This is a genomic window from Mycobacterium sp. KBS0706, assembly GCF_005938675.2.
Taxonomy (GTDB): domain Bacteria; phylum Pseudomonadota; class Alphaproteobacteria; order DSM-16000; family Inquilinaceae; genus Inquilinus.
Genome location: NZ_VCCH02000065.1, coordinates 22570 through 46243, shown reverse-complemented (window position 1 = coordinate 46243; position 23674 = coordinate 22570). Strand labels below are relative to the sequence as shown.

General features: G+C 69.8%; 20 protein-coding genes. 16 read left to right on the top strand and 4 right to left on the bottom strand.

Features of this window, described 5'->3' with window-relative positions:
* Positions 1 to 35 precede the first annotated feature (35 nt).
* From FFK22_RS28555 to FFK22_RS28525, 7 genes are all read left to right on the top strand, one after another.
* Complete coding sequence (locus tag FFK22_RS28555) at positions 36 to 1085, top strand: iron-containing alcohol dehydrogenase (protein ID WP_138889792.1); 1050 nt, start codon at positions 36 to 38, stop codon at positions 1083 to 1085.
* A 43-nt stretch (positions 1086 to 1128) separates the two neighbouring features.
* Positions 1129 to 1851 carry a glucosamine-6-phosphate deaminase gene (locus FFK22_RS28550; RefSeq protein WP_138889791.1) on the top strand — a complete coding sequence of 241 codons (723 nt, stop codon included), beginning with the start codon at positions 1129 to 1131 and terminating at the stop codon, positions 1849 to 1851.
* 166 nt (positions 1852 to 2017) lie between these two features.
* Entirely contained in the window at positions 2018 to 3322 is a 1305-nt protein-coding gene (locus tag FFK22_RS28545) for a DegT/DnrJ/EryC1/StrS family aminotransferase (protein ID WP_138889790.1), read from the top strand.
* A 1-nt stretch (position 3323) separates the two neighbouring features.
* Positions 3324 to 4049 (top strand): aspartate kinase, encoded by a 726-nt coding sequence (locus tag FFK22_RS28540; protein WP_138889789.1) that lies wholly within the window; start codon positions 3324 to 3326, stop codon positions 4047 to 4049.
* Positions 4046 to 4879 carry a nucleoside-diphosphate kinase gene (locus tag FFK22_RS28535; RefSeq protein ID WP_138889788.1) on the top strand — a complete coding sequence of 278 codons (834 nt, stop codon included), beginning with the start codon at positions 4046 to 4048 and terminating at the stop codon, positions 4877 to 4879. The genes FFK22_RS28540 and FFK22_RS28535 overlap by 4 nt, the downstream gene beginning before the upstream one ends.
* Entirely contained in the window at positions 4876 to 5412 is a 537-nt protein-coding gene (locus FFK22_RS28530; protein ID WP_138889787.1) for a hypothetical protein, read from the top strand. Before FFK22_RS28535 ends, FFK22_RS28530 begins: the two co-directional genes overlap by 4 nt.
* Positions 5409 to 7220 (top strand): IucA/IucC family siderophore biosynthesis protein, encoded by a 1812-nt coding sequence (locus tag FFK22_RS28525; RefSeq protein WP_138889786.1) that lies wholly within the window; start codon positions 5409 to 5411, stop codon positions 7218 to 7220. Before FFK22_RS28530 ends, FFK22_RS28525 begins: the two co-directional genes overlap by 4 nt.
* 14 nt (positions 7221 to 7234) lie before the next feature.
* On the opposite strand, the gene FFK22_RS28520 is transcribed toward FFK22_RS28525, so the two are convergent.
* A complete protein-coding gene (locus FFK22_RS28520; RefSeq protein WP_138889785.1) occupies positions 7235 to 7642 on the bottom strand; it encodes a helix-turn-helix domain-containing protein in 408 nt (135 codons plus the stop codon).
* An 80-nt stretch (positions 7643 to 7722) separates the two neighbouring features.
* Complete coding sequence (locus FFK22_RS28515; protein WP_221938933.1) at positions 7723 to 7947, bottom strand: helix-turn-helix domain-containing protein; 225 nt, start codon at positions 7945 to 7947, stop codon at positions 7723 to 7725.
* Between the two features lie 290 nt (positions 7948 to 8237).
* Between FFK22_RS28515 and FFK22_RS28510 the strand changes: the two genes are divergently transcribed.
* The 6 genes from FFK22_RS28510 (at position 8238) to FFK22_RS28485 (ending at position 15739) form a co-directional block, all read left to right on the top strand.
* Complete coding sequence (locus FFK22_RS28510; RefSeq protein WP_138889783.1) at positions 8238 to 8885, top strand: hypothetical protein; 648 nt, start codon at positions 8238 to 8240, stop codon at positions 8883 to 8885.
* 381 nt (positions 8886 to 9266) lie between these two features.
* Positions 9267 to 10169: an ArdC family protein gene (locus tag FFK22_RS28505; protein ID WP_138889782.1), complete on the top strand. Its 903-nt coding sequence runs from the start codon at positions 9267 to 9269 to the stop codon at positions 10167 to 10169.
* A gap of 286 nt (positions 10170 to 10455) precedes the next feature.
* Complete coding sequence (locus tag FFK22_RS28500) at positions 10456 to 11685, top strand: tyrosine-type recombinase/integrase (protein WP_221938932.1); 1230 nt, start codon at positions 10456 to 10458, stop codon at positions 11683 to 11685.
* Positions 11657 to 13426 (top strand): hypothetical protein, encoded by a 1770-nt coding sequence (locus tag FFK22_RS28495; RefSeq protein ID WP_221938931.1) that lies wholly within the window; start codon positions 11657 to 11659, stop codon positions 13424 to 13426. Before FFK22_RS28500 ends, FFK22_RS28495 begins: the two co-directional genes overlap by 29 nt.
* On the top strand, positions 13423 to 15297 hold the full coding sequence (locus FFK22_RS28490) for an integrase (protein ID WP_138889781.1): 1875 nt from the start codon (positions 13423 to 13425) through the stop codon (positions 15295 to 15297). The genes FFK22_RS28495 and FFK22_RS28490 overlap by 4 nt, the downstream gene beginning before the upstream one ends.
* Positions 15272 to 15739, top strand: a complete 468-nt coding sequence (locus tag FFK22_RS28485) for a hypothetical protein (RefSeq protein ID WP_138889780.1) — start codon at positions 15272 to 15274, stop codon at positions 15737 to 15739. Before FFK22_RS28490 ends, FFK22_RS28485 begins: the two co-directional genes overlap by 26 nt.
* 121 nt (positions 15740 to 15860) lie before the next feature.
* On the opposite strand, the gene ltrA is transcribed toward FFK22_RS28485, so the two are convergent.
* Positions 15861 to 17465, bottom strand: a complete 1605-nt coding sequence (gene ltrA, locus FFK22_RS28480) for a group II intron reverse transcriptase/maturase (RefSeq protein ID WP_138889779.1) — start codon at positions 17463 to 17465, stop codon at positions 15861 to 15863.
* A 615-nt stretch (positions 17466 to 18080) separates the two neighbouring features.
* Here ltrA and FFK22_RS28475 point away from each other — a divergent pair.
* The 3 genes from FFK22_RS28475 to FFK22_RS28465 all read left to right on the top strand — a co-directional run bounded on the left by FFK22_RS28475 (position 18081) and on the right by FFK22_RS28465 (position 20806).
* Entirely contained in the window at positions 18081 to 19430 is a 1350-nt protein-coding gene (locus FFK22_RS28475) for a chromosome partitioning protein ParB (protein WP_138889778.1), read from the top strand.
* Positions 19431 to 19821: 391 nt separating this feature from the next.
* The gene (locus FFK22_RS28470) at positions 19822 to 20145 is read left to right on the top strand and encodes a DUF736 family protein (RefSeq protein WP_138889777.1); all 324 of its coding nucleotides are present in this window, start codon (positions 19822 to 19824) and stop codon (positions 20143 to 20145) included.
* 286 nt (positions 20146 to 20431) lie between these two features.
* A complete protein-coding gene (locus FFK22_RS28465) occupies positions 20432 to 20806 on the top strand; it encodes a hypothetical protein (RefSeq protein WP_138889776.1) in 375 nt (124 codons plus the stop codon).
* Positions 20807 to 21091: 285 nt separating this feature from the next.
* On the opposite strand, the gene FFK22_RS28460 is transcribed toward FFK22_RS28465, so the two are convergent.
* Positions 21092 to 22786, bottom strand: coding sequence for a Na/Pi cotransporter family protein (locus tag FFK22_RS28460; protein ID WP_138889775.1), 1695 nt, complete (start codon positions 22784 to 22786; stop codon positions 21092 to 21094).
* Positions 22787 to 23674: the final 888 nt, after the last annotated feature.

Here is a 23674-nt window from a genome sequence, read left to right as displayed (position 1 = left end):
GACCGGCCGGATTCACGCCTTCCTCGGAGACCACCATGCCCCAAGCCCACGGCTTCCAGACCATCCTCGGCCGCAACCTCGTCGGCGAGCTGAAGAACTTCGTCCACCGCCCTTTCCTCGTCGTCACCATGGAGGATCTGTGGCCGCTCTTCGTCGAAGCCTTCGACGGTGCCGAGTGCGAGCCGTATTTCGTGCGCTCGGTCGACGAGGAGGAACTGCTCCGGGACCTCAGCATCCTGCCGGACTTTGCCGCCGTGGTCGGGCTCGGCGGCGGCATGGCGATCGACGCAGCCAAATACTTCGCGTGGCGGCGGCGGCGCCCGCTCTTCCAGGTCCAGACCGCGCTCAGCATGAACGCCGCCTGGGGCCACCGCGCCGGCGTGCGCTCCGGCGGCGTCGTCCGCTATGTCGGTTGGGCCGTGCCCGAGGCGGTCTATATCGACCTCGACGTGATCCGCGCCGCCCCGCGGGCGCTGAACCTCTCCGGCATCGGCGACATCCTGTGCGCCCACACCGGCGTCCTCGACTGGAAATACGCCGCAAGCCGCGGCCGCGGCGAGCCGAAATGGCCGTTCGACCCAGGACTCGCCGCGGACGCCGAAGCCGCGGTCGACCGCGTCCTCACCCATCTCGACGACATCCGCGACCTCACCGACACCGGCATCCAGGTCCTGGTCGAGGGGCTCGCCCGCGGGACGAGCTATCACACGAACGGCTGGAATCCGCGGCCGATCGAGGGGATCGATCACTTCTTCTTCTACGCGCTCGAATTCGGCACAGGCCGCAAGTTCATCCACGGCCCGCCCGTCTGCCTCGGGATCGCGATCGGATCCCTCCTGCACGAGAGCCGGGCCGACGAGATGCTCCGCGCCTTCCATCATGTCGGCCTCGACATCCGGCCCGAGGCCATGGGCGTCACCTGGGATGACGTCGCCCGCGCGCTCTCCGGGCTCCGCCGCTTCGTCCGGGACGCTGGGCTCTGGCACTCGATCGCCCACGACGTCGAGATCGGGCCTGACTTCGTCCAGCGCCTCCGCTGCGAGATCGAGGCGCTCTACGGGCCCTGGGGCCCGGCCGCCCGGTGACGGCATGCATCCCTCGACGGCATCGTTCCCGGAACCGAAGACCATGAAGATCCGGATCCTTCCCGACCGCGAGGCGGTCGCAGCCGCCGCGGCCGCCGAGATCCTCGCGGCGGTCGCCGCCCGCCCCGGCCTCGTCCTCGGCGTCGCCACCGGCCGCACCATGGAGCCGGTCTATGCCCGGCTGGCCCGGGCCGCGGCCGAGGGGGCGGCGTTCGGCGGGGTCGAGCTCTTCGGGCTCGACGAATATGTCGGGCTCGCTCCCGGCCATCCGGCCGCCTTCCGCAGCTATCTCGAGCGGCATGTCACGGTCCCGCTCGGGATCCCGTCCGAGCGGCTCCATGTGCCGGACGGCATCAGCATCGATCCGGCCGAGGAGGCGCGGCGCCATGAGGCCCGGATCCGCGCTGCCGGAGGCATCGACCTGCAGCTCCTCGGGCTCGGCCGGAACGGGCACATCGCCTTCAACGAGCCGGGGTCGCCCTTCGTCTCCCGCACACGGGTCGTGCGCCTGGCGCGATCGACCCGCGAGGACGGCCGGAGCGCCCTGCCGGCGGGGATGCAGCCGCCGCGGACCGGCATCACCATGGGGGTGGGCACGATCCTCGAGGCCCGGCGCCTCCTGCTGCTCGCGACCGGTGCTGCGAAGCGGCCCGCCGCCGAAGCCTTGTGCTTCGGCCCTGTCTCTCCCGCCTGCCCCGCCTCGGCGCTCCGGCTCCATCCGGACGCCACCGTGCTCCTCGACCGGGAGGCGGCAGGGCCGGAATAAAAATCGGCAATCCACAAAGTCGAATGCAATACTTTCTGGAATGCATCGTCAAATACATTCGGAGAAGCTTTTTGACTCTTCTATGACATCCGGGAACAGTTGAGACCTCCACTCCAATACCGACGCTCGGCCGCCAATATAGCGGCACCGGCAGGGAGGTCTCACCGTGACCAGGCATGCTGCGCTGCGCGCAACGAAGCCCCGCATCCCGAGCCCCAAGGCGGCGCTCGCCGCCTATGGCGGCCGCCCCGTCCTCGACCAGCGGCGGCTTGCCCGCTGGCCGGCTCCGTCGCTCGACCATGTCTCGGCCCTGATCGAGGCCGCCCGCAGCGGACGCTACCACCGCGTCAACCATCCGATCGTCTCGCGGCTTGAGGACGCGCTGGCGCAGTGGAGCGATGGCCTCCGGGTGCGTGCGGTCGGCTCGGGCACCGCCGCGATCCACATCGCGCTCGACCATCTCCGGGAGCGCGGGCCGAAGATCCTCACGCCGGCCCTCAACTGGCCGGGCGCCCTCGGGCCCATCCACTTCGCGGGGCTGGAGCCCGTCTTCGCCGACGTCTCGCTCGAGGACGCCTGCATCGACGAGAACGACGCGCTCGCCAGGCTCTCGCCCGAGGTCGGCGTCCTCCTCCTCTCGCATCTCTTCGGCAACGTCTCCGACGTCCCGCGCCTCCGGCAGACGGCACGCACGCTCGACATCGCAATCGTCGACGACTGCGCCCAGGCGATCGGGGCGCTCAGGCCGGAGCCGGGCGCCGGCCGGCTCGTCAGCGATGCCTTCACCCTCTCCGGCAACGGCGCCAAGCATCTCGGCGCCGGCGAGCTCGGCTTTCTCTGCGCCACCGAGCCCGGGCTGATCGAGCATGTCGACCGGGTGTCGCTCTCGAGCTCGGCCAGGGACGGCGGGCGGGTCTTCGCTCCGATGAGCTACGGCCTCAACTACCGCCCGAACGTGCTGTCCGCGGCCATCGCCCTGAGCCGCGTGCCGAGCCTCGACGAGCAGCTCGCGGCCCGGGCCGAGAATGCCGCCATCCTGCGCATCGGCCTCTCCGGCCTTCCGGGCCTGCGCCTCCTTCACCGCTTCACCGAAGCCCGGAACTCCTTCCTGAACTTCGCGCTCCTGCTCGAGGCCGGCGAGCTCGGGCTGCCGGCCGTCGCGGCCACCCGCGACTTCATCGTCGACCTCCTGGTGCAGGAAGGGGTCCCTGTCTGGATCTGGCTGCGCCGGCCGGCCTGGGCCTATCTCCCCTTCTGGCCCGAACAGGCCGAGCGGCCGCCGCTTCCCAACACCGAGAAGCTGCTCGCCGGCCTGTTCGACATCGTCGAGATCGCGCCGCCGAACGGAGCCGATGTCATGCGCGCCTATGTCGCCGCCTTCGAGAAGGTCTGGACGGCCCTGCCCGAGCTCGCACCGGAGATCCGGATGGCCGCGGAAGGCACAGGCACGGCATCGACGGGGCACGGCTGACATGCGGCGCTCTCCCCCAGGCTTCGTCCAGGCCGACCTCGGCTGCGTCGTCAAGATCGGCGGCAGCCTGACCCGCGACTTGGCCGAAGCCTCCCGGCTGGTCGGTGCGCTCGTCGCCCTCGTCGGCGCGGGCCACAGGATCCTGGTCGTCCCCGGCGGCGGTCGGCCGGACAAGGCGATCGAGGCGATCGACCGGGAACGGCCGCTCGCCTCCGAGACCGCCCACCGCGCCTGCGCGCTCGCGCAGGACCAGACCGGGCTCATCCTCGCCGATCCCGGGATCGCCAGCGGCACGGCGGCCTGCGCCACGGTCGGCCAGTGCCTCGCCGCGCTCGCCGAAGGGAGCCTTCCGATCCTCCTCCCCTCCCGGCTGATCTTCGCGGCCGAACCGGTCGAGCCCAGCTGGGATGTGACCTCCGACGCCATCGGCGCCTGGGTGGCCTGGCTCCTCGGGGCCGGGCGCTACGCCGTCCTGACCGATGTCGACGGCGTCTATGCCGCAGGCCGCGTCGGCGAGTCCGAGCATCTCCTGCCCGAGATCGCCGCCGACGACCTTGCCGCCATGGGCCACACCTCGGTCGACGCCTGCGCCGCCGCCTTCATCGCAGCAAAGGGGATCGAGTCCGCCGTCCTCAACGGGCGCCACCCCGAGCGGGTCGTCGACTGGATCGAGCGGCGGCCGTGCCGCGGCACCCTGATCCGGCCAGCGCGGCAGGCGGCGTCATGACCGGGACCGATGCCCTCGCTCCCGGCCGACCCTGGCTCGCGCTTTGCGTCCAGGCGCCGGACGCGCTGGCCTCCGGCCTCTGCCGCATGCTCGACCGCCACATCGCCGAACACACAGGGCTCGCGCTGCAGGCCGCGGTGGTCCGGGTGCATGACGCGGCCTCGATCCGGGCCTTCTATGCCGTCTCGGGCGGCACCGCGGGCGCGCATTGGCCGCTGGTCGAGGCGCTCTATGCCGGCGCCCCCGTGCGGATCACCTGGTGGGCGGGCGACCAGGCGCTGACCCGGCTGCAGCGGGCGAAGGGCTGGACCCAGCCGGCCGAGAGCGCCCCCGACACCATCCGTGGCCGGTTCTGGTGCGACAACCCCGTCGCGAACCTGATCCATGTCAGCGACAACGAGGAGGCGATGGTGCGCGAGGGACGGATCCTCGCTCCCTTGCCGGCGGGACGCCTTCCCGGCCGCGCCGCTCTCCGGCGTCCCTGGGGCTGGACACGTCATTCCGCCCTCCCGACGCTGGTGCGCCTCCTCGCACCGGAGTGCGGCGTCGACCTGCATCGCCTCCTCGTCCTGCCACGCTCGGGCGACGCCGTCGAGACCGCGCGGCGCTCGGTTCGCGCGCTCGGCCGGCTCGCAGCCGCCACGCCGGCCGCGGCCGGGCTGGTCGAGGCCTATCTCGAGGGAAACACCGGCCCGCTGGACGACTTCATCACCCGCCGCCCCGTCGCGCCCTGGGATGCGCTCATCCTTCGGGCCGGGCTCCACGCGGCAGGGGCCTGGCGACGGAGGCTCGCGACGGAGCTCGCGGCCGCGAAGGGGCGCGCGGCATGAGCCTCGCCCCGCCACAGAGCCTCGCACTGGCTCTCCTCAGAGGCCGCCGCTCCCCGCGCAGCTGGATCGCCGGCAGCACCGTCCTCCACCCCTATCTCGCGCGGCATCCGGGCGACCTCGACATCCATCATCCCGACGCTAGGGCCGCCCGGGCGGCGATCCGGATGGATCTCTCGGTGCTGCTGGAGCATGGCTTCGCGATCGACGGCAGCGCCTGGCAGGAGACCGAGCGCTGGGCGCGGTTCCGGCACGACACCGGCTCCGTCGTCCTCAACTGGGTCGTCATCGCGCATCCGGACCGGGCGCGGCCGCGCCGGCATCCCGACTTCGGCTATGCCGTCCCGGTCGAGGACGCGGTCGCCGAGAAGCTCGGGACCGCGCAGTCCTCCGGACGGCCGAAGGACATCGAGGACCTCCGGGCGATCCGCCGCGCCGCTGTCCCGCTGCCGACCGACCTCGGCCGCCGCGTCGAAGCCTTCCTCCGCCGCCCCCTCTCCGCAAGCAGGGCCGGCCCCGGGCGGGGGCGTCGATGACCGCCTTCCGCCCGATCTCGATCGAGGAGGCGGCCGTCCTGGCGCGGCGGCGGACGTTGGAGCGCCTCCTGAGATGCGCGCTGGCGGAGGGCCTCCTCGGCGGCAAGCGTCCCGCCACGGAGAGCCCCCGAGGGGGAGTCCGGATATCGGTCGACACCGCGGCCGGGACGCTCCGGCTCCGGTGCCGCCCGCCCTTTGTCGGCTGGCGCCATGCCGAGGTCGACGGCCTCATCCTGTGCACCCACGGGTCGGATCCCCGGCCGATCGAGGATCCCTTCGACCTCATCTCGTTTCTGCGGTCGCTGCATCCGGATGGCCGGTGGCGCCAGTTGCGGGACGAGATCGAGGACAGCCTCCGGAACGAGACGCTGTCGATCCAGGCGCGATCGGCACGCGACCACGCCATCGCCGCGGCCGCCCGGGACCACGGCTGCCCGACCCTCCTCGACTGGGTCCGCTGCTCGCTCCCTGCGGCCGAGCGGACATCCTTCATCGAGCAATGGGGCGCCGTCGGCCATCCGCATCACCCTTGCGCCAAGACGCGGATCGGCTTCACCGCGGAGGACAGCCGGCGCTACGCGCCCGAGTTCGCACGGCCTGTCAGGGTTCCCTGGCTCGCCGTGCGCCGGGACAGGCTCGCGGTGGAGACCATCTCGCCCGGCCTCGATGCGCAAGCCTTCCTCGCCCGGCACTTTCCGGCCGCGATCGACCGCTGGCGCTCGGCCGTCGCGGCGTCCGGTACCGATCCGGAGGCCTATCTCCCGCTTCCCGTCCATCCCTGGCAATGGCAGGCGATCGTGCCTCGGCACTTCGCCGAGGAGATCGCCCGCGGCGACATCCTGACGCCGGAGGGGGTCGAGACCGGGTGCCTGGCGATGCTGTCCGTGCGCACCCTCGCGCCCCTCGAACCCGCCTCCGCCCCCTACCTCAAGCTCCCGCTCTCGATCCAGGTGACGAGCTCAAGGCGCGAGCTCGGACCCGGCGTCGTCGCGGCCGGCCCCTGGATGACCCGGCGGCTCGCGGCCCTCCTGGAGCGGGACGGACGCCTCGCCAGGAACCTTGCGATCCTGGGCGAGCCGCTCGGTCTTCACATGCGTCCTGCCGGTCCCGGGGATGAGCGCCCGGGCATGCTCTCCGCCCTGCTCCGCCAGTCCGTGGCGGAGATCCTCCAGCCGGGCGAGACTGCGATCCCGGCCGCGGCGCTCTTCGTGCCGTCGCCCGTCACCGGGCAGCCGCTGTTCCTCGAGCTCGCCACAGCCGCCGGACGAGGCATCGCCACGTTCTTCGGCGGCTATTGCCGCATCGCCCTCGGCGCCTTCCTCCGCCTCTCGCTTCTCCACGGCATCGCGCTCGAGGCCCATCAGCAGAACACGCTCGTCATCGTCGACGAGCGCCATCGCATCGCCCGCATCGTCGCCCGGGACTTCGGGGCGCGGGTGCTGGCGGACACGATCGATCCGTCCGACCCGATGCCGGAGGCGACCCGGGAAATGGTCGTCGCCGGTCGCGACGCGCTCCGCGAGATGGTCTCCCACGCCGTGCTCGAAAGCCTTGTCCGCGAACTGGTCGCGCTGCTCTCCCGGCACGGCGCGATGGCACCGGGCGAGAGCTGGCGTCGGGCCGCGGCCGCGATCGAGGAGGTTCTCGCCGGCCTCGCGGGCGAGCTCGACGCCGGGACGCTGGAGGAAGAGCGGATCGCGCTCTTCGGCCAGCCATGGCGGGTCAAGAGCCTTCTGCGGATGCGGATCGCCAAGCATCCGGGCGACAGCTTCATCGACACCCCGAACCCCTTCGCGCCGCGGGCCTGACCGGTGCCGGGTGCTCACGCTCCGGACGGCGTCTCCCGTCCGGCGCGGGCGAGCGCCCGGAGGTGCAACTGCAGGCTGCGGCGCACGGTCGGATCGGGGATCGCCAGGAGATCGCGGGCGAGCGCGAGCGCTGCCTGGCGCTCTTCCACTTCATCCGGAGAGATCCCGCCATTCGCGCCGTCCGCGACGCCGGCAAGCAGTTGCGCGGCCGGCACCTCCAGCACCTGCGCGATCCGGACCAGCATCGCGGCCGAGATCCGGCTCGCCCCGGTCTCGTATTTCTGGAGCTGCTGGAACGATAGCTCAAGCCGGCCTGCGACCCGCTCGAGGCTGACGCCGGCCTGCTGCCGCCGTTGGCGGATGTTCCAGCCGACGGCGACGTCGACCGGATCCGGCTTTCTCTCTGTCCGCCCTCGCGGCATGGCTCATGCCCTCGCGATTCCGAAGGAACGGCGCGGGCGGAACGCGTCACATGTCCGGGGGGCGGGGCCCGTGGCGGGCCTCAGCTGCTCCCGGCCCGCTTCTGCGGCGGTTCCAGGAAGGCGGCGGGATCGACATTCAGCGCGCGGGCCAGCTTTTCGAGCATCTCGACCGAAGCGCTGTACTTCCCCCGCTCGAGGTCGCTGATGTAGCTGCGATTGACCTCGGCCCGGAACCCCAACTCCTCCTGCGTCAGTGACCTCTCCCCGCGAATGCGCCGGAGGTTCCGGGCCACGATCTGCCGCATGCTTTCCATGCGGGCAGAAGAGGTTGCGACCCGGTACCTGTCAGTCGGGTATACCCGACAAAATTCCCGCAGAAAATATCAAAATCTTCGCAGTCGATGTGCGGACCGCACGTGTCCAGGCTCCAAGGGCGGCCGAATCGGTCCGCACCGGCTGGCTGGTGGTCGGACCGAACGCCGATCGAGAACACTCGTTCCGGCGCGATTACACCGAGGACCGGACGCTCCCCGATTGACTCGCACGCGATCAGTGGAAATCTTTCCCATCGGACCCATCGCCTTCGGAGGCTCTCGTGCCGATCGGGACGTGCACCGGCCCAGCGAACAAGGACAGGATTTGCCGGGAGTACGTCGTCACCCCGGTGCTTCACCTCCGGACACTGGTCGGCGAGACGAAGCGGAGCTGTGCGGGAGGACGACCGGTCGAAACCTCGTACTACATGTTCGAGGCGCAGCATCGAGAGACCAGGATCATTGAAATCTTCTACGCGGGCAAAACCGCGGCAAGAGGCTTCCTCGGCGCGATCCCGGCCGCCCCGCTGCCCTGCTTCAATCCCCTCCTGGACGGCCCATCAGACGACGATCTCGGCAGGGCGCCAGGCGACCCCGGAGATCGGGGCGCCCGAAACGGTCCGGTGCCGCAGCGCACTGCTCTCAACCGGGAGCTGTTCCAGGCAACGCGCCTGTTCGTCTGCTGGCTGCCCACCGAGCCCCGCGCGGCCCTGTCGAGCGTGATCAGGGAAATCGAGGCTCGGCCGGGCGACAGCCGCCTCAAGTCCCTGGCCCAATCGCTGAACACGATGCTGGGGTCTTACGGACGGCCTCTCCGGAAGATGATCCAGGATCTGGAAAGGCGCGGGAACCGGGTTCGTCCGTATGCCTTTCCCCATGTCGTCCAGGCTGTCGTGGAACGCGGACTGTCCAACTACATCGATCCCTAGACCGATCGCCAGGCCGCTGTCGGCGAAGGCCGTGTCTCCGAAGGATCTTCGCCCCCGAGCGGCGGCCGTCCGTCGCCTTCGCGAGCCCCTCCGCCATGCCTCGGGCGAGCCTGTCGGCGCCGCGTCGATGTCGTTCGTGAGCTGACCGTTCCCCGGCCGCGGGGTGGGCGTCGCGCCCTTGTAGGCCCGCCCGGGCCGGGCGCAACCCTCCGCTTCGCTGCGGGTCCTCCACTTCGTTCCGGCCATGGCCACCCCATCGCGCAGGCGCGATGGGGCCCCGGCAGGTGCGCCCGGCCCTTGCCGGCGGACCTCCCGGTCGCTCTTCGCCGCCCACCCCGCTGTCCGGGGCCGGGCGGGTTGGAGAGCCAAGGGAGAGGTCCCATGCCCGCTGTCGATCGCCGCCCTGAACCCGACCGGCCGTCCCTCTACGCCGACGTCACTGGCCGTATCGTGAGCCAACTGGAAGAGGGCCGGGTGCCCTGGGTCCAGCCCTGGGGCAACAGCCCCTGCCCGCTCGGCCTGCCCCGCAACGCCGTCTCGGGGCGGCGCTATTCCGGCATCAACATCCTGATCCTGTGGGACGCCGCCGTGGACCGCGGCTTCCCCTCACAGGACTGGCTCACCTTCCGGCAGGCGCTGGATTTGGGCGGCCATGTCCGCAAGGGCGAGCGTGGAACGACGGTCGTCTATGCCGACCGCTTCGTGCCCCGGGCCGAGCGCGAGCGCGCCGACCGGGAGGACGACGAACCCGCGGGCGTGCCGTTCCTCAAGCGCTTCACCGTCTTCAATGCCGCCCAGTGCGACGGCCTGCCCGAGCGGGTTGGCGGCGCGGTCCCGATGGTCGCCGACGATGCGATCGTGCCCGAGGCCGATGCATTGATCGAGGCGACCGGGGCCGATATCCGCATCGGCGGCGACCGCGCCTTCTACGTGCCGAGCCAGGACTTTTTGCAGGTGCCGCCGCGCGCGTCCTTCTTCGTGCCGATCAACTGGTATCGCACCTGCTTTCATGAGCTCGGCCACTGGACCGGCCATGCCTCGCGACTCGACCGCGACTTCTCCGGCGTCTACGGCTCGGTCGCCTATGGCCGCGAGGAACTCGTCGCCGAGATGGCCAGCGCCTTCGTCTGCGCCTCGCTCGGCATCGTCCCGAGCGTCCGCCACGCCGATTATCTCGGCGCCTGGCTCGCGCTTCTGCACGAGGACGTGCGCGCCATCTTCCGCGCCGCCAGCCACGCCAGCCGCGCCGCCGACCTGATCCTGGAGGCGGCGCCATGCTCCTGATCCCCGATCCCCTGCGCGAGCGGCTGGTCGCCAACTTTAAGGCCGGCCCCAGGCACGATCCCGTGCCGGTGGTGAAGCTCGTGCCTGACGCCGGCCATACTGGGCTTGTCCAGGTAGCGAACAGGAGGGACCCGCGCGCGACGCGCAGTGCCCCCACGAGCGACGGAGCGGCGCGCGTGGGAGGTGCCTGTTTGCCCACCTGGGCAAGCCCGGGGGGTGGGGTCCGGGGCGGGGGGAACCCGTAGGCCCGTTTCCACCCGAAGTCACGAGAGCGAAACCGTCCTCTTTGGCCGAGGGGCTGTGCTGCCAAGGGGACTGTCTGCCCTGGATCACCGCGCAGGGAGCGCGCCATGGAGGACAGATGGCCCGCATCGTGAGAGCCCTGCCGGGATATGGCGAGATCCCGGCCGGCCTTCCGATCATCGTCGACGAGGGGCTGGCGATTGTCGAGCCTGCCTTCGCCTTCCTGTTCGAGCTGGCGACCGTCCCGGGACGGTCGCACGCCACCGAGACGATCCGGACCTATGGCGAGCATCTCCACGATTGGTTCGACAGCCTCGAACAATCTGGTGTCGGGTGGTGGGACGTCGGCGAACCGGAGATCGCGGCCTGGCGCAACCGGATGCTGGCGCGCCCAAGCTCCCACACCAAGCGGCCCTATGCGCGCTCGACCATCAACGACCGGGTGCGCACCGTCTGTCGCTTCTACAGCTGGGCCCATGATCGCGGGTGGATCGATGCCCTGCCGTTCCACTTCGTCGAAGTGCGGATCGGTCGGCACCGCCGGTCCATGCTGGGTCATCTCGAGCTTCGCCCTGGCGTCGTCGCCGCCAATGTGCTGACCGTCTCCGAGCATGAGCGCCTGCCGCGCGCCTTGCGGGCGGATCAGTTATGCCACCTCTTCGCCGTGCTCGCGCCGCCCTATGACCTGATGGCGAGCTGGGCGCTGGTGACCGGCATGCGCCGGAAGGAGCTGTGCGCGCTCGACGTCTACCAAGTCCCGGAGACCGCCCATCTCGATGCCGACGATCATCCGCTGGTCGGGGTCGGACTGACGATCACCAAGGGCGATCGACCACGCACCGTCTATCCGCCGATCCGGCTGCTCGACGCCACGCATCGCTACATCGATGAGGTGCGTGGGCCTTTGATCCGCAGGTTGCGGCGCATCGATCGGGCGTACCGCCCGCCCTCGGCGCTGTTCCTCAACCACCACGGTATGGCCGTCAGCCGGGCCCGCTTCACCGCCGCCATGAGCGCCGCGTTCGCGGCTGCAGGCGTGGTCGGCACGGGACACTGGCTGCGCCACACCTTCGCGATGACGATGCTGGCGCGGCTCCAGCATCAGGCTCGCACGACCCCGGACATCAACCCGTTGAAGGTGGTGCAGACGCTGCTCGGCCACAGCTCGATCAGCAGCACCGCCATCTATCTGCGCTGCGTGGAACTGCACAGCACCGAGCTGGAGGAGAGCGTCGATTATCTCTATGGCGCGCTGGTCGGCGATGGCCGCTAGCCGCGCACGGATCGATCGGCGGCTGGCCGTGCCGGAGGACATCTCCATCGTCGTCTTCCGCAATGCCTGGGGCGACGTCGCCAGGCGGTTTGAGCTCGACGAACTCGGCCTGCCGGCTGACGTCACGATGCTGCTCGGGGCGGCGTTCAGGGGGCATCATGCCGGCTCCAGCCACGACACGCAGCGTGGCTGCTGGCGCGCGCTCAGGGTCTTCGCAGCGTTCGCGCACGAGGACGGCAAGATTGCGAGCGCGGCAGACCTGAGTTCGGCGATGGTTGGGCGCTACATGGCATGGCTCGACCGGCAGCCCGGACAGCAGGGCCGCGGCTGGTCGGCGCCGGCCCGGGCCAATCTGCTCTCGGCGCTGCGGCAGCTCGTTGACTGGACCAAGCGGCATGCGCCCGAGCGGCTGCCGAGCCGGATCGACTTCCCCTACAATCCCTATCCTCTGCGCAATCCCGAGCCGCGTCGCAAGCTCGACGAGCCGGTGCTGAAGAGCATCCTGCAGGCGGCCTATGAAGAGATCGACGAGGCCTGGGAACGGTTCGAGATCGGGCGCCGGATCCTCGCCACGCGCGCCGCGGCGGAGGGCGCCGACGCCGAGCTCTGGCGGTTCGTTCGGACGATCGCGAAGGCCGGCAATGGCGTCGTGCCTGCGGCGAAAGACACGGGCATCGGAGGATCGACCTTCAACCGGCGGGGTGGCCTGCGCGCGCTCGCGGGCTATCTGCACCTGACGCTCGACCATCTGCCGGCGTTCTTCCTCGCCGTCGCGATCCAGACCGCCGGGAATCCGGACGCGCTACGTCGGCTGCGGCGCGACTGCCAGAGCCCGCACCCGCTCGACGAGCACCGGGTGATGATCGACTGGGGGAAGCCGCGCGCCGGCATGAAGGTGAAGCGGGCGCAGCGACGCTCGTTCGATCGCCGACGGCCCTATGCCGCCCCCAATCTGATCGATCGGCTGCTCGCGATGACCGCCCCGCTGGCGGCCCAGGCGCGGCCGCAGGACCGCGAGTTGCTGTTCCTGACCAAGAGCGAGAAGACACATGGGGTCGGCCTTGTGCCGATGGGAACATTGGGCAACGGCATCAAGCGGTTCATCGTCCGCGCCAATGCCCGGATCGCGATCTGGAACCGCGCCGCGCCCGAACGGCGCCGTGAGCCGCTGCCCGACTTCGCCGCCGCGTTCCTGCGCGGCAGTGCAGCGACCCAGGTGTACACGGCGAGCCAGGGTGACCTGATCGCGGCCCAGGCGCTGCTCAACCATGTCCGCATCGACACCACGGAGCGCTATGTGCGCGGCCCCGAAGCCCGGCGCCTGCAGACTGAGACCATTGCGCGGGCGCAGGCGCTGATGATCGGGTGGATCACGGGAGAAGCCAACGACCAGGCCGACGCCGCGCCTGAGCCTATGCGCGTGACGGTGCCGTTCAGCCACGACTGCCTCAACCCGCTGGCCGGCGACAGGCCGGGCCGGCCCTGCTCGCGGCTCGGCGCCTGCCTCAGATGCCCTGGCCTGGTGATCCCGCTCGACGCCGATCATCTCGCGCGCATCCTGCAGGCGATCGAGGTTCTGGAAGCGGCGCGGCTGACGCTCGAACCGGCGCGCTGGGCGCTGATCTACAGCCCGAGCCATCGCATCCTGGTCGACGACATCCTGCCCGACTTCCCGGGCCATCTGCACGAGGACGCGCGGTCGATCCTGGCGACCCTGCCAGCGCTCCCGGTGCTCGAATGATCGCCGCATCGCCTCATGCGGCGTTCGCGCCTGACGTCGCCGTCTCGTCGCGCTCGCGCTTCGGCGACGGCATCTGGCACCTGGATGGCCTCCGTCCCGGAGGCAACCGCAGCGACTTCTCGCTCGACTGGGACTTTACGGTCGCCGTCGGGCGGTTCACCGATCCCGGCTTCTCGGGCTGGCGTGAGGCGGCCAAGACCTTCCTGTGGAGCGTGAAGGTCGACCCACCGCCGGGGCGCAGGCATCTGCACGACGGCACGCTCGTCGGCCTGTTCAAGGGGTTGAGGCTCCTGATCCGCTGGATGGCCGACCAGGGCTACCGCCGGTTCGCGGACCTCGATCGCGGTGCGGGCGAACGGTTCCTGGCCGCGATGGCCGATCGACGCAACCCCAAGGGCGACCCGATCGCACCGTCGACGCTCGACCATTATCGCCGGCTGCTCGTCCTCCTCTACCTGCAGGGCGGGCGTTATCCGGCCGTGGCGATCGGCGATCCGTTCCCAGGCGTCACCGGCATGTTCCGGAAGCGTGAGCGGGGATGGCTGCCCTACACGCCCGATGCGATCGCGGTGCCGCTGGTCTCGTCGGCGCTGCGGCTGATCGGGCCGGCGGCCGACGATGTGATTGCGCTCCACCGGCAGGCCCAGGACGCCTATGACGCGGCGCTCGCTTCGGGCCTCAGCCCGACCAAGGCCGGCTTCAGGGTGGTCGACGCGATCGCGGCCTTCCGCTTCGCCACGCTGCCCGGCGAGGATGTGCCCTGGCAGGCGGCGCCGGTCACCAGCACCAAGCGGGTGCGCCAGCTCGTCGACCGCCTCTACGACGCCTGCTTCGTGGTGATCGCCTATCTGGTGGGCGCGCGGGTCTCCGAGATCCTCGGGCTACAGGTTGGGTGCGTCGAGCGTCACGATTCCGCCGCCGGGGACGAGCGGTTCGCCTATCTTGCTGGTCGGATCTATAAGACCGCGCACGGACATCATGGCGATGCGCATCGCTGGGTGGCGCCCGAACCGGTCGTACGCGCGATCACGGTGATGGAGCAGCTCTCCGAGCCATTGCGCCGTCGATCGGGCCGCAGCGATCTGTGGCTGGTGACGTCGAGCACGGGCCTCATAGGGCCAGCGGTCGAGATTGACCTGCCGATCCTCAACACGATCATCCGCCGGCTGAACCACCTGTTCGCACCGTTCATCGGCCTGCCACTGCACGAGGGCGAGCCCTGGCACCTCAACACCCATCAGGGTCGCAAGACCTTCGCGCGCTTCGTCGGCAAGCGCGACCGCACCGGGCTCCACGCCCTACAGCTCCATCTCGGCCACGTGACCCGGGCCATGACCGACCGCGGCTATGTGGGCACCGACTTCCATCTCGACGAGTTGATCGACGCCCATGCGCAGGAGGAGACGCGCGCGGCGCTGGAAGAGATGCTGACCGCCGCCGCGCTCGGCGGGAAGGCTGGGCGCAGGATCGCCGCGCGCTCGCGGTTCCGCGGTCGCACGCGCGACGGCGACGTCCAGGCCTATGTCGACTTCCTGATGGCAGAGACCGACCTCCGGCTCGGCGTGTGCGACTGGGGCTACTGCGTCTATCGTCCCGAGACCTCCGCCTGCTTCGGCGGCGAGGCCGGCCCCAATCCGGCGCTGCGCACCGAGACCACGTGCTCGACCTGCGCCAACTTCGCGGTTACGGCCAGGCATCGACCCGTCTGGGAGGTGCGGCGTGCGCGCAATCTGAAGCTGCTCGACCAGCCGGCGCTCGACGCTGGCAGCCGCGCGCTGGCCGTGGCGCGAATCGCCGAATGCGATCGCATCCTGGAGCAGCTCGACCACGGCAGGGAGGACCGCCATGCCGACCAGGATCAGTCCCTATGAGAGGCGGCTCGAGGCAAGCCGCGCCCGGTTGCGCGACGCGCTCGATCGGCTCGTCCAAGGACGCCCGATCCATCCGCGGCACCAAGATGGCTACCGGCTCACCGTCGCCGTCCTCGCGCGCGAGGCGGGCGTCGGTCGCAACGCGATTTACACCAACCACCGCGAGATGCTCGACAGGCTCCAGGCTGCGGCGGTCGCTCCGAAACCGCCGATCAGCTGGCAGGACAAGCTCGACGAGCTGCGCGCGACGATCAAGACGATGAAGCAGGACGAACGGCGCATGATCAGCGAGAACGCGCTGCTGTTGCAGCGCGCCCGCTCAGCCGAGGCCGAAGCGGAGCGCTACCGACGGCTGCACGCCCGGCTCGTCGCCGAACGCGATGCCGCGCTCCGCGCAGTGCCGATCACCGCCACCGCACGGAAGACAGCGACGCGGGACTGAGCCGGGAAAGGCGGCGGATATCCGCCGGACAGCACCACGCAGGACACTTGCCACCTGACCTAAGCGATGGACGAGTCGAGTAGGGATAACGCGCCGTGCCGGCTTGCGCCGATCGGTCTCGCTATCCCCCTCGCCGAACCGGACGTGCGAGTTTCCCTGCATCCGGCTCTCCATGGGCGGCTATTGCCGCGGTGCCCGCAAGGGCGGTGCTCAACGTGTTGAACGATGGCCAGAAGTCGTCCGCGCCACGGAGCGCGAACCCGATCTGATCCATGTTCCAGCCGTTCGAGATCCTGCTGCCGCGCAACGGGTAGCGGGCTGTCCCGCCGTCTTGGAACCTCCGCATCCAGACTCCCTGATCACCCCAACGTCCCCGCGTGGCCGGGACGGTTCCGCGGAACCGCCGCCGCAGCACATGGGACGATGTTCTGGGGTGCTTCTTCTTGAGCCAGATGAAGAGGCGCCGCCAGAGCCAGTGGTCGAGTTTGGCGAACTCGCCGCGGGCTCCAACAGCATAGCGGTAGTAGGTCCGCCATCCCGTGACGATCGGGTTGAGTTCCCGAAGAAGGTCGGACAGCGACCGGCTGGTCGTCGCCCGCGTGGTCATGGCCTTGATGCGTCGACGGATCGCCTGTGCCTTGTCGACAGGGATCTTGCCCTTTCCGACCGGCCGGTCAGCGAGCGCCGATCGCTCCAGAACCACTCGGTAGCCGAGGAAGGTGAAGCCTTCCTCGACCGCCGTGACCAGGGTCTTCTCCAGGGAGAGCTCCATGCGAAGCTCCTCCTCGAGGAACCTCGCCAGCCGCTCCCGTTCGGCCTCCGCATCGTCCTGCGACCCCGCGACCAGGATCACGAAGTCGTCCGCGTATCGAACCAGATAGAAGGTCGGCTGGCCGCGCTTCCAGTCTCGGTTGCGCTGCCGGACCGCCCGTCCGGGATCGTCACGCGGAGCAGGCGTCCAGCGCCGGTAACGCTCGTCGAGCGCCGTCAGGTAGACGTTCGCCAGGAGGGGCGAGATCACGCCTCCCTGCGGCGTCCCCGTCACCGGGTGCCGGACCATGCCTTCGGCCAGGACACCGGCTTTCAGGAACGCCCCGATCAGGCGCAGGACCTTGCGGTCCCCGATCCTTCGTCGGATCCGCTCCATCAGCAGGTGATGGTCGATGGCATCGAAGCATCCCTTGATGTCGCCTTCGATGACGTAGCGCACGCGTGTGCGCCCCGCCCGCGTCGGCTGGAGTTGGCCTCGAATCGAGGCTACCGCATCATGGGTGCTCCGCCCGCGTCGGAACCCGTACGAGGTCGGATAGAAGTCCGCCTCGAAGATGGGCTCCAGGACGTGCATGAGGACCATCTGCACCAGACGATCCTTGAGCGTGGGAATGCCCAGCGGTCGGAACTTTCCCGGCTTGCCCGGCTTCGGGATCAGCCTCTGCCGGACAGGTTCGGGCCGGTAGGTTCCAGTGCGGAGTTCCTCTCGGATACCCTCGAGGTACGCCTCGGCACCGCCAGGTCGCCCTTCGACTTTGCGTCGCGTCAGCCCGTCCACTCCCGGTGTGTTGCTGCCCGCGCTGCGAGTCAGCTTCTTCCAGGCAAAGGTGAGCGTTCGACGATCGCAGATCACGTTGAACAAGTCGGCAAACCCCTTGTCGGGGTCCGCGTGACTCCACCGGTACAGCTTGCGCTGCATGTCGAGGATGAACTCGGCATTCACCGAGCCGGGCATGCGCCCTCCTCCTGCTGGCCAGCTGACCCCACTGTCCCCCTTCGCCGTGTGAGCGGCTTTCCCGCCCTCTGACTACTACGAGGACTCCGCCCCCCGCCGCCGCGATCACCGGTCGCCTCGATCATCCCTCGCCCGGAGGCTGGGGAGACGGTGGCAGGGTTCCCAGGTTCCGTTTGCTTCCCCTCGTCCGCTGTAGGCGCCGACTTTACCCCGTGTGGAATCCGATCTCTGGTCACCGCAGGCTGGACCAGAGACTGACCGACGCTACGCGCCGGCCTCCGGACCGCAACGTCATCAGTGCGGCCCAGCTCTCCACCGGCCTTGCGGCCGGTCCACCCACTTCCGCGTTGGTGGCATTCGTGCTCTTCCGGGGCTTCAAGCATCGGTTCGGTTGCCCTCGCCGTGACGGACTCGCTGGCCGGCCCGCTCAGGAGGGCGGAAGTCCTCCCGCGGCCGGCTTTGACGGGTTCTGCTGATGTATGGCTCCCCGGAGGCACCCGGTTCACCTCACCCATCTGCTTCTCCTCGCGCACTGCGGCGCACTCGGTTCGGGGTCTTCCACCCCGCAGGGATGCAAACAGCCAGGTGGCTCCCACACCACCATCCTGGCGCACGATGACCCAGCACGAGGCCTTCGCCCGGCTCATCCGGGCCGGCCGCAGCATCGCCCAGATCGCCGCCACCTTCGGCCTCACCGAGACGATGGTGAAGCAGCGCCTCGCCCTCGGCAACCTGCTGCCCCGACTCCGCGACCTCTACCGCCGGCAGGAGGTCGACGCGGAGACCATCCGTCACCTGACGATGGCGCCGAAGGGCAAGCAACGCGAATGGCTGGCGCTGTTCGACGATCCGAAGCAGTGGACACCGACCGGGCTCCAGGCCAAGCGCTGGCTGTTCGGCGGGCAGGCGATCCCGGTCTCGGCGGCGCTGTTCCCGCTCGACGACTATCCCGGCCGGATCGTCTCCGACCTGTTCCGGGAGGAGCGCTACTTCGCCGATCCTGAGGTCTTCTGGCCGCTCCAGAACGCGGCGATCGCCGCCCGCCGCGATGCCTTCCTCGGCCAGGGCTGGGCCGCCGTCGAGGTGCTGGAGACGGGCCGCCACTTCGCGGAATGGGAGCATGAGCGGGTGCCGAAGGCGAAGGGCGGCAAGGTCTTCGTCACCGTCTCGCATCAGGGCGAGGTCGAGCTGCACGAGGGCTGGCTCACCCGCAAGGAAGCCCGCCGCCTGCGGCCGAAGACAGACGCGGAGAAGCGGGAGCCGGCGGCGCGGCCGGAGGTCAGCAGGGCGCTCCGGCGCTATCTCGATCTGCACCGGCATGCTGCCGTGCGGGCGGCGCTGCCCGGCCATCCGGGCATCGCGCTGCGGCTGCTGCTGGCGCATGTCATCGCGCCTTCGGGCCATTGGCAGGTGGAGCGCGAAGGCCAGCAGGCGCCGAACGAGGCCGTCGCCGCGAGCCTCGCCAGCAGCACGTCGGAGGCGACATTCGCGACCGAGCGCCATGCCGTCCTGGAGCGGCTCGACCGCAGCGAGGACGAGGCCCTTACGGTCGGCCGCTATGCCGGGGAGGACGCCACCGCCGCTGTGTTCGAGGCGCTGATGGCGCTCTCCGACGAGGAGGTGATGCGCCTCCTCGCCATTGCCATGGGCGACACGCTGATGGCCGGCAGCACCGCTGTCGATGCCGCCGGCACCAAGCTCGGCGTCCGCATGGCCGAGGCCTGGCAGGCCGACCAGGCCTTCTTCGATCTGGTCCGCGACCGCGAGGCGGTGGACGCGATGCTGGCCGAGGTTGCCGGCCGGGCCGTGGCGGATGCGAACCTCTCGGCCACGCTCAAGGTCCGCAAGAGCATCGTCCGCGACTGCCTTGAGGGTGCCAACGGGCGGGAGAAGGTCGACGGCTGGACGCCCGCCTGGATGGCCTTCTCGGCCCGCTCCTACACCGATCGCGGCGCCCTTGCCTGAGGCGCAGCGGCAGGACGGATCGCCGTCCCTGCCCTTCCCGGAGCCGCTCCCGTCCAGCGCGGGAGCGGCCTTTTTCTGCGCCCTGCTGCCGGCCGCGAAGGCTGGCGTTGCCCGCCCGGCATGGTGCCTCCCGGCTCTGTGCCGGGGCCTGGTCCGCCGCGCTCGGGCGTGTGACCTGCGGGCGGCGCCGGCCGTCCCAAAACCCTCCCGGACCGGTTTTCTCCCCGCCGCCTCCGGCGGCTCCTCGCGCCCGCTTCGCTCCACAAAACCGGTCCGTCCGGGTCCTTCGCTGCCGCTCCGGCCCTCACGGGTTCGGGCCGCCCGGTCTCGCCCGCGACGGTCCGCCATCGCGGCGGGACAGGCCCCCGCGACACTCAGAAGGAGACACACCATGTCTGCGATCGGACACGTCACCAAGCTCGCCACCGGCGGCTACAAGGGCCAGGTCAAAACCCTCTCCATCCGCGCCGAGATCGACATCGTCCCCAACAGCTCGAAGTCCGGCGACACCCAGCCCGACTTCCGCGTCCTCACCCAAGGCGTCGAGATCGGCGCCGGCTGGATCCGCACCGGCGAGGCCTCCGGCAAGCCCTATGTCAGCCTGTCGCTCGCCGCCCCCGAGTTCGGCCCCCGCAAGCTCTACGCCAATCTCGGCCGCGCCGCCGGACAGGACGACCCGGACGTCTTCGCCCTGATCTGGAACCCGATCGATTGAGCCTCGGGCCCGCCGCCCTCGCACCTCGCGGGGGCGGCTTTCTCGCCAGGAATCGCAGCTCCGGCCGACAGAGCCGCGGCCCATCGGCACCGCCGTGACAGGGGCTTCGTCTCGGCCTCCCCATCCTACCAGCCGGAGGCAGAGGCTCCGTCAAGGATGCGCGGTCCCCCCGAATTGCTATCGCAATTCGGCTCCCCCACGCCCCGCTTCGCGGCGCCTTCGGCGTCCCTGACGGAGCCTCCGCCGGCTGCTCCCGGAAGATGTCCTCGACGAGGAGGACGGCTCAATGACGGAGGAACCGATGCACGTTTTCGATCATCCGCACGCTTCGTTCGACCGCTTCCCGCAGCTCGTCCGTGATCTCGAGATCGAGTTCGGACGCGACGGACTTGACGCCGTGGTCGAGCGGTTCGTCGCTGCTGAACTGGGCGAATTCATCTGGGACGGACGCATCGCCGAACGCGATCTCGGACCTCATGAGAGCTTCGATGACGACGAGTTCGACGGCTCGGATCGGGTGCGCATCCTGAGCATCTTCCGCGGCCGATATCGGGTCGCGACCTGCATCGTCGACCGCTCCCGCAGGCTTCAGATGATGCTCGTCATGCGCGAATTCGATGACCTTCCCAGCGCCGAAAACGCGTTCCGAAACGGCGATTGAGAGGCCGGATCGAGGCTCGGAGAGCGGTCGAAACGGCCGGCCGCTCTCTGGTTTCGAGGGTCTGGAGACCGATAGATTGGATTTGAGGGATCGCAGGTGGGCGGGCTCGGGGCGGGAGGGGCCGCGCGAAAGCAAGATGAAAGACTGACACCACCTCTGCGAGGCGGCGCCGTAAGTGTCTGTCTGCACATCGTTCTTCGGTACGCCGGCATGGTGCCGGGGCACGAAACCCGACACCGTCATGGCACTATGCTCCGAGCGGCCTCTTCAGCCCCGGCGCTTGCGCTAGCCGCCGCCGTCGAACGCCGCCTCGGCCCAGCCAGATGACCGCTCCTGCACCGACATCGGGCGGGCACCGTTGGCGGCATCGAGCGCCGGGTAACCGACGGCGGAGATGTGGGAGTTGATGCGCCTCGTGTCGCGCAGGATGTCGAGATGCAACGAGCTGGTCTCGATGCTTTCGAGACGGCCCTCGCGCAGCCGGAGGAAGTGCGTCTCGGTTGCGTGGCGTTCGAGCTCGCGGAACACCTCCTTCTCGGCGATCAGCCTGGCTGCCGCGTGGGCATCGCCGGTCATGAATACGGCGACGGCGAGCTTCAGGTTAGCCAGCAGCCTCTCGCACATGGCGCGGATCTCCTCAGTGCCCTCGGCCGAGAAGGCCAGGCGGAACCGCACCCTCTTGGCCGCCAGCTCCATCAGGTTCTTGTCGATGATGTCGCCGATGTGCTCGAGGTTGATGGCGAAGCTGAGCACGTCGGAATAGCGGCGGCCGGCCTCGTCATCGAAGCCGTCGCGGCTGATCCTCGTCAGATACAGCTTGATCGCGCGGTGCAGGCCGTCGACGCCGTCGTCCATGCGGCTGATCTCGGCGACGCGCCTGCGGTCGTCGGCCTGAAAGGCATCGACCACCCCGCGCAGCATGCCCTCGACGATGTCGGCCATGCGCAGAGTCTCGCGGGCGGCGTTGGCCAAGGCAAGGTGCGGGTCGGAGAGGGCGCCCTCGTCGAGATGGAGCGGCGCGCCCGGGTCCTGAAGGTTCTCCGGCCGGTCGGGCAGCAGCCATTCCAGCAGCCTTGCCGCCGCCGGCAGGGCGATGACGAAGGGAATGGCGAGCACGAGATTGAAGGCGGTGTGGACATTGGCGGCCAGGCGCGCCGGGTCAGGATTCAGCCAGAGCAGCAGGTCGGCGACCAGGGTGGCCAGCGGCAGCGCGACGACGAGACCTACGACGCGGATCAGAAGGTTGCCGACCGGCAGCCGGCGGACGGCAGGGTTGCCACTGCCGGCGCCCTCCAGCACCGGGTTGATCGCGCTGCCGAGATTGGCGCCCAGCACCAGCGCGACCACCGCCGCCGGCTCGATCACCCCGGCCCCGGCGAGCGACATCACCAGCAGCACGACCGCGACGGAGGAATGGGCGGCCCACGCCAGGCCGGCCGCAATCAGCACGCCGAGCGCCGGGGCCGAGGCAACGACGCCGAACACCGCCCGCACCGACGGCACCTCGGCCGCCGGTTCGATGGCCACCACCAGCAGGTGCAGCGCCAGGAGGATCAGCCCAAGACCGATCCAGACCCGGCCGAGATAGCGGGTGCGGGTGCGGCCGCCGTGCTTGAAGGCGATGACGCCAACCAGGATCAGAATCGGCGCGACCAGGGCGATCTTGAATGACAGCACCTGCACGATCAGGGTGGTGCCCACATTGGCGCCGAGCATCACCCCAAGCGCCGGAGCCAGGCCGATCACGCCGGAGGCGACGAACGACGTCGCCATCAGCGCGGTGGCGGTGCTGCTCTGGAGCGCGGCGGTCACCCCGAGCCCAACCAGGAAGGCGTTGAGGCGATAGCGCAGGCTCCGGCCCAGCACCCGGCGCAGATCCGAGCCGAAGGCCCGCATCACCCCGGTCGAGACCATGTGCACGCCCCACAGCAGGAGCGCTACATAGCCGGCGAGAGTCAGGAGTTTCAGCGCGCCGGTCATGCGGCCGTCGAGAGCAAGGCGGGTCTCCTAGGTCGCGGAGATTGCAGAAGGTGTCGACCCTAGGACCAGAGTGCTCGCGCCGTCCGGCTCGCAGTCGTCATGGGGATGACGAATTCGGGACATTGGGTGATTGCGGATGGGCTCAGGCCTCGTGCCGCTCCGCTCGCGTGAGCTGAGGTAATCCCGAGCGGGCCTTCATGAAACAGACAGATTATTCCAACGATCTTGCCGGTCGTGACCCGGATGCTCCTGCCGTCGTCGGCTCGGCGATCGCGCTTCTGGAGAGCGCCATATGCGGCCACAGCGCCGGCGTTCCGACAGCGGACATAGACCGAATTGGCTGGATCCGGCCCCTTCCCGATCAAGTCGGCCCGAGTAGGATGCCCAAAACCGGCCAACGCATTCGGCTCTTCGAAGCGGACCTGATCGCACGTGACCCTAAGCAGTCTCTCGTACCGAAGGTCGGATCTTCCGGCAATCACCGCTTTGCACACCGTCGCAGCCCGCGTCAAACGGCCGGCTGCCGTCCCCGTGGGCTTTGCGGCGACGCCACCAGGCCATGGCGGCGGCCCATCCAGGTCCCGTCAGCTCTACACGGCATCCGGCATCCGGCAGGTACCGGGCTACTCGAAGACGTTGGTGACGCGGTCGACGACGACGCCACGATCGATGCGGTCGGCGATTCCCAGCGGGTTGGCATAGGTGCGGAGGCCATCGGGTGCCGACGTGCGCGGGTTGTCAGTACCCAGCTCGGCATGTTCTGAGCGAAGTGCGTGACGCTGCGCGCCAGAGGATCGCCGATCGTGAAGGGCCACCCTCTCGGGTGACCCTTACGCTCCGTGCGTTCCTTCCCGAGCCTGTCAGTACGGGTAGAAATACTATAGCCGC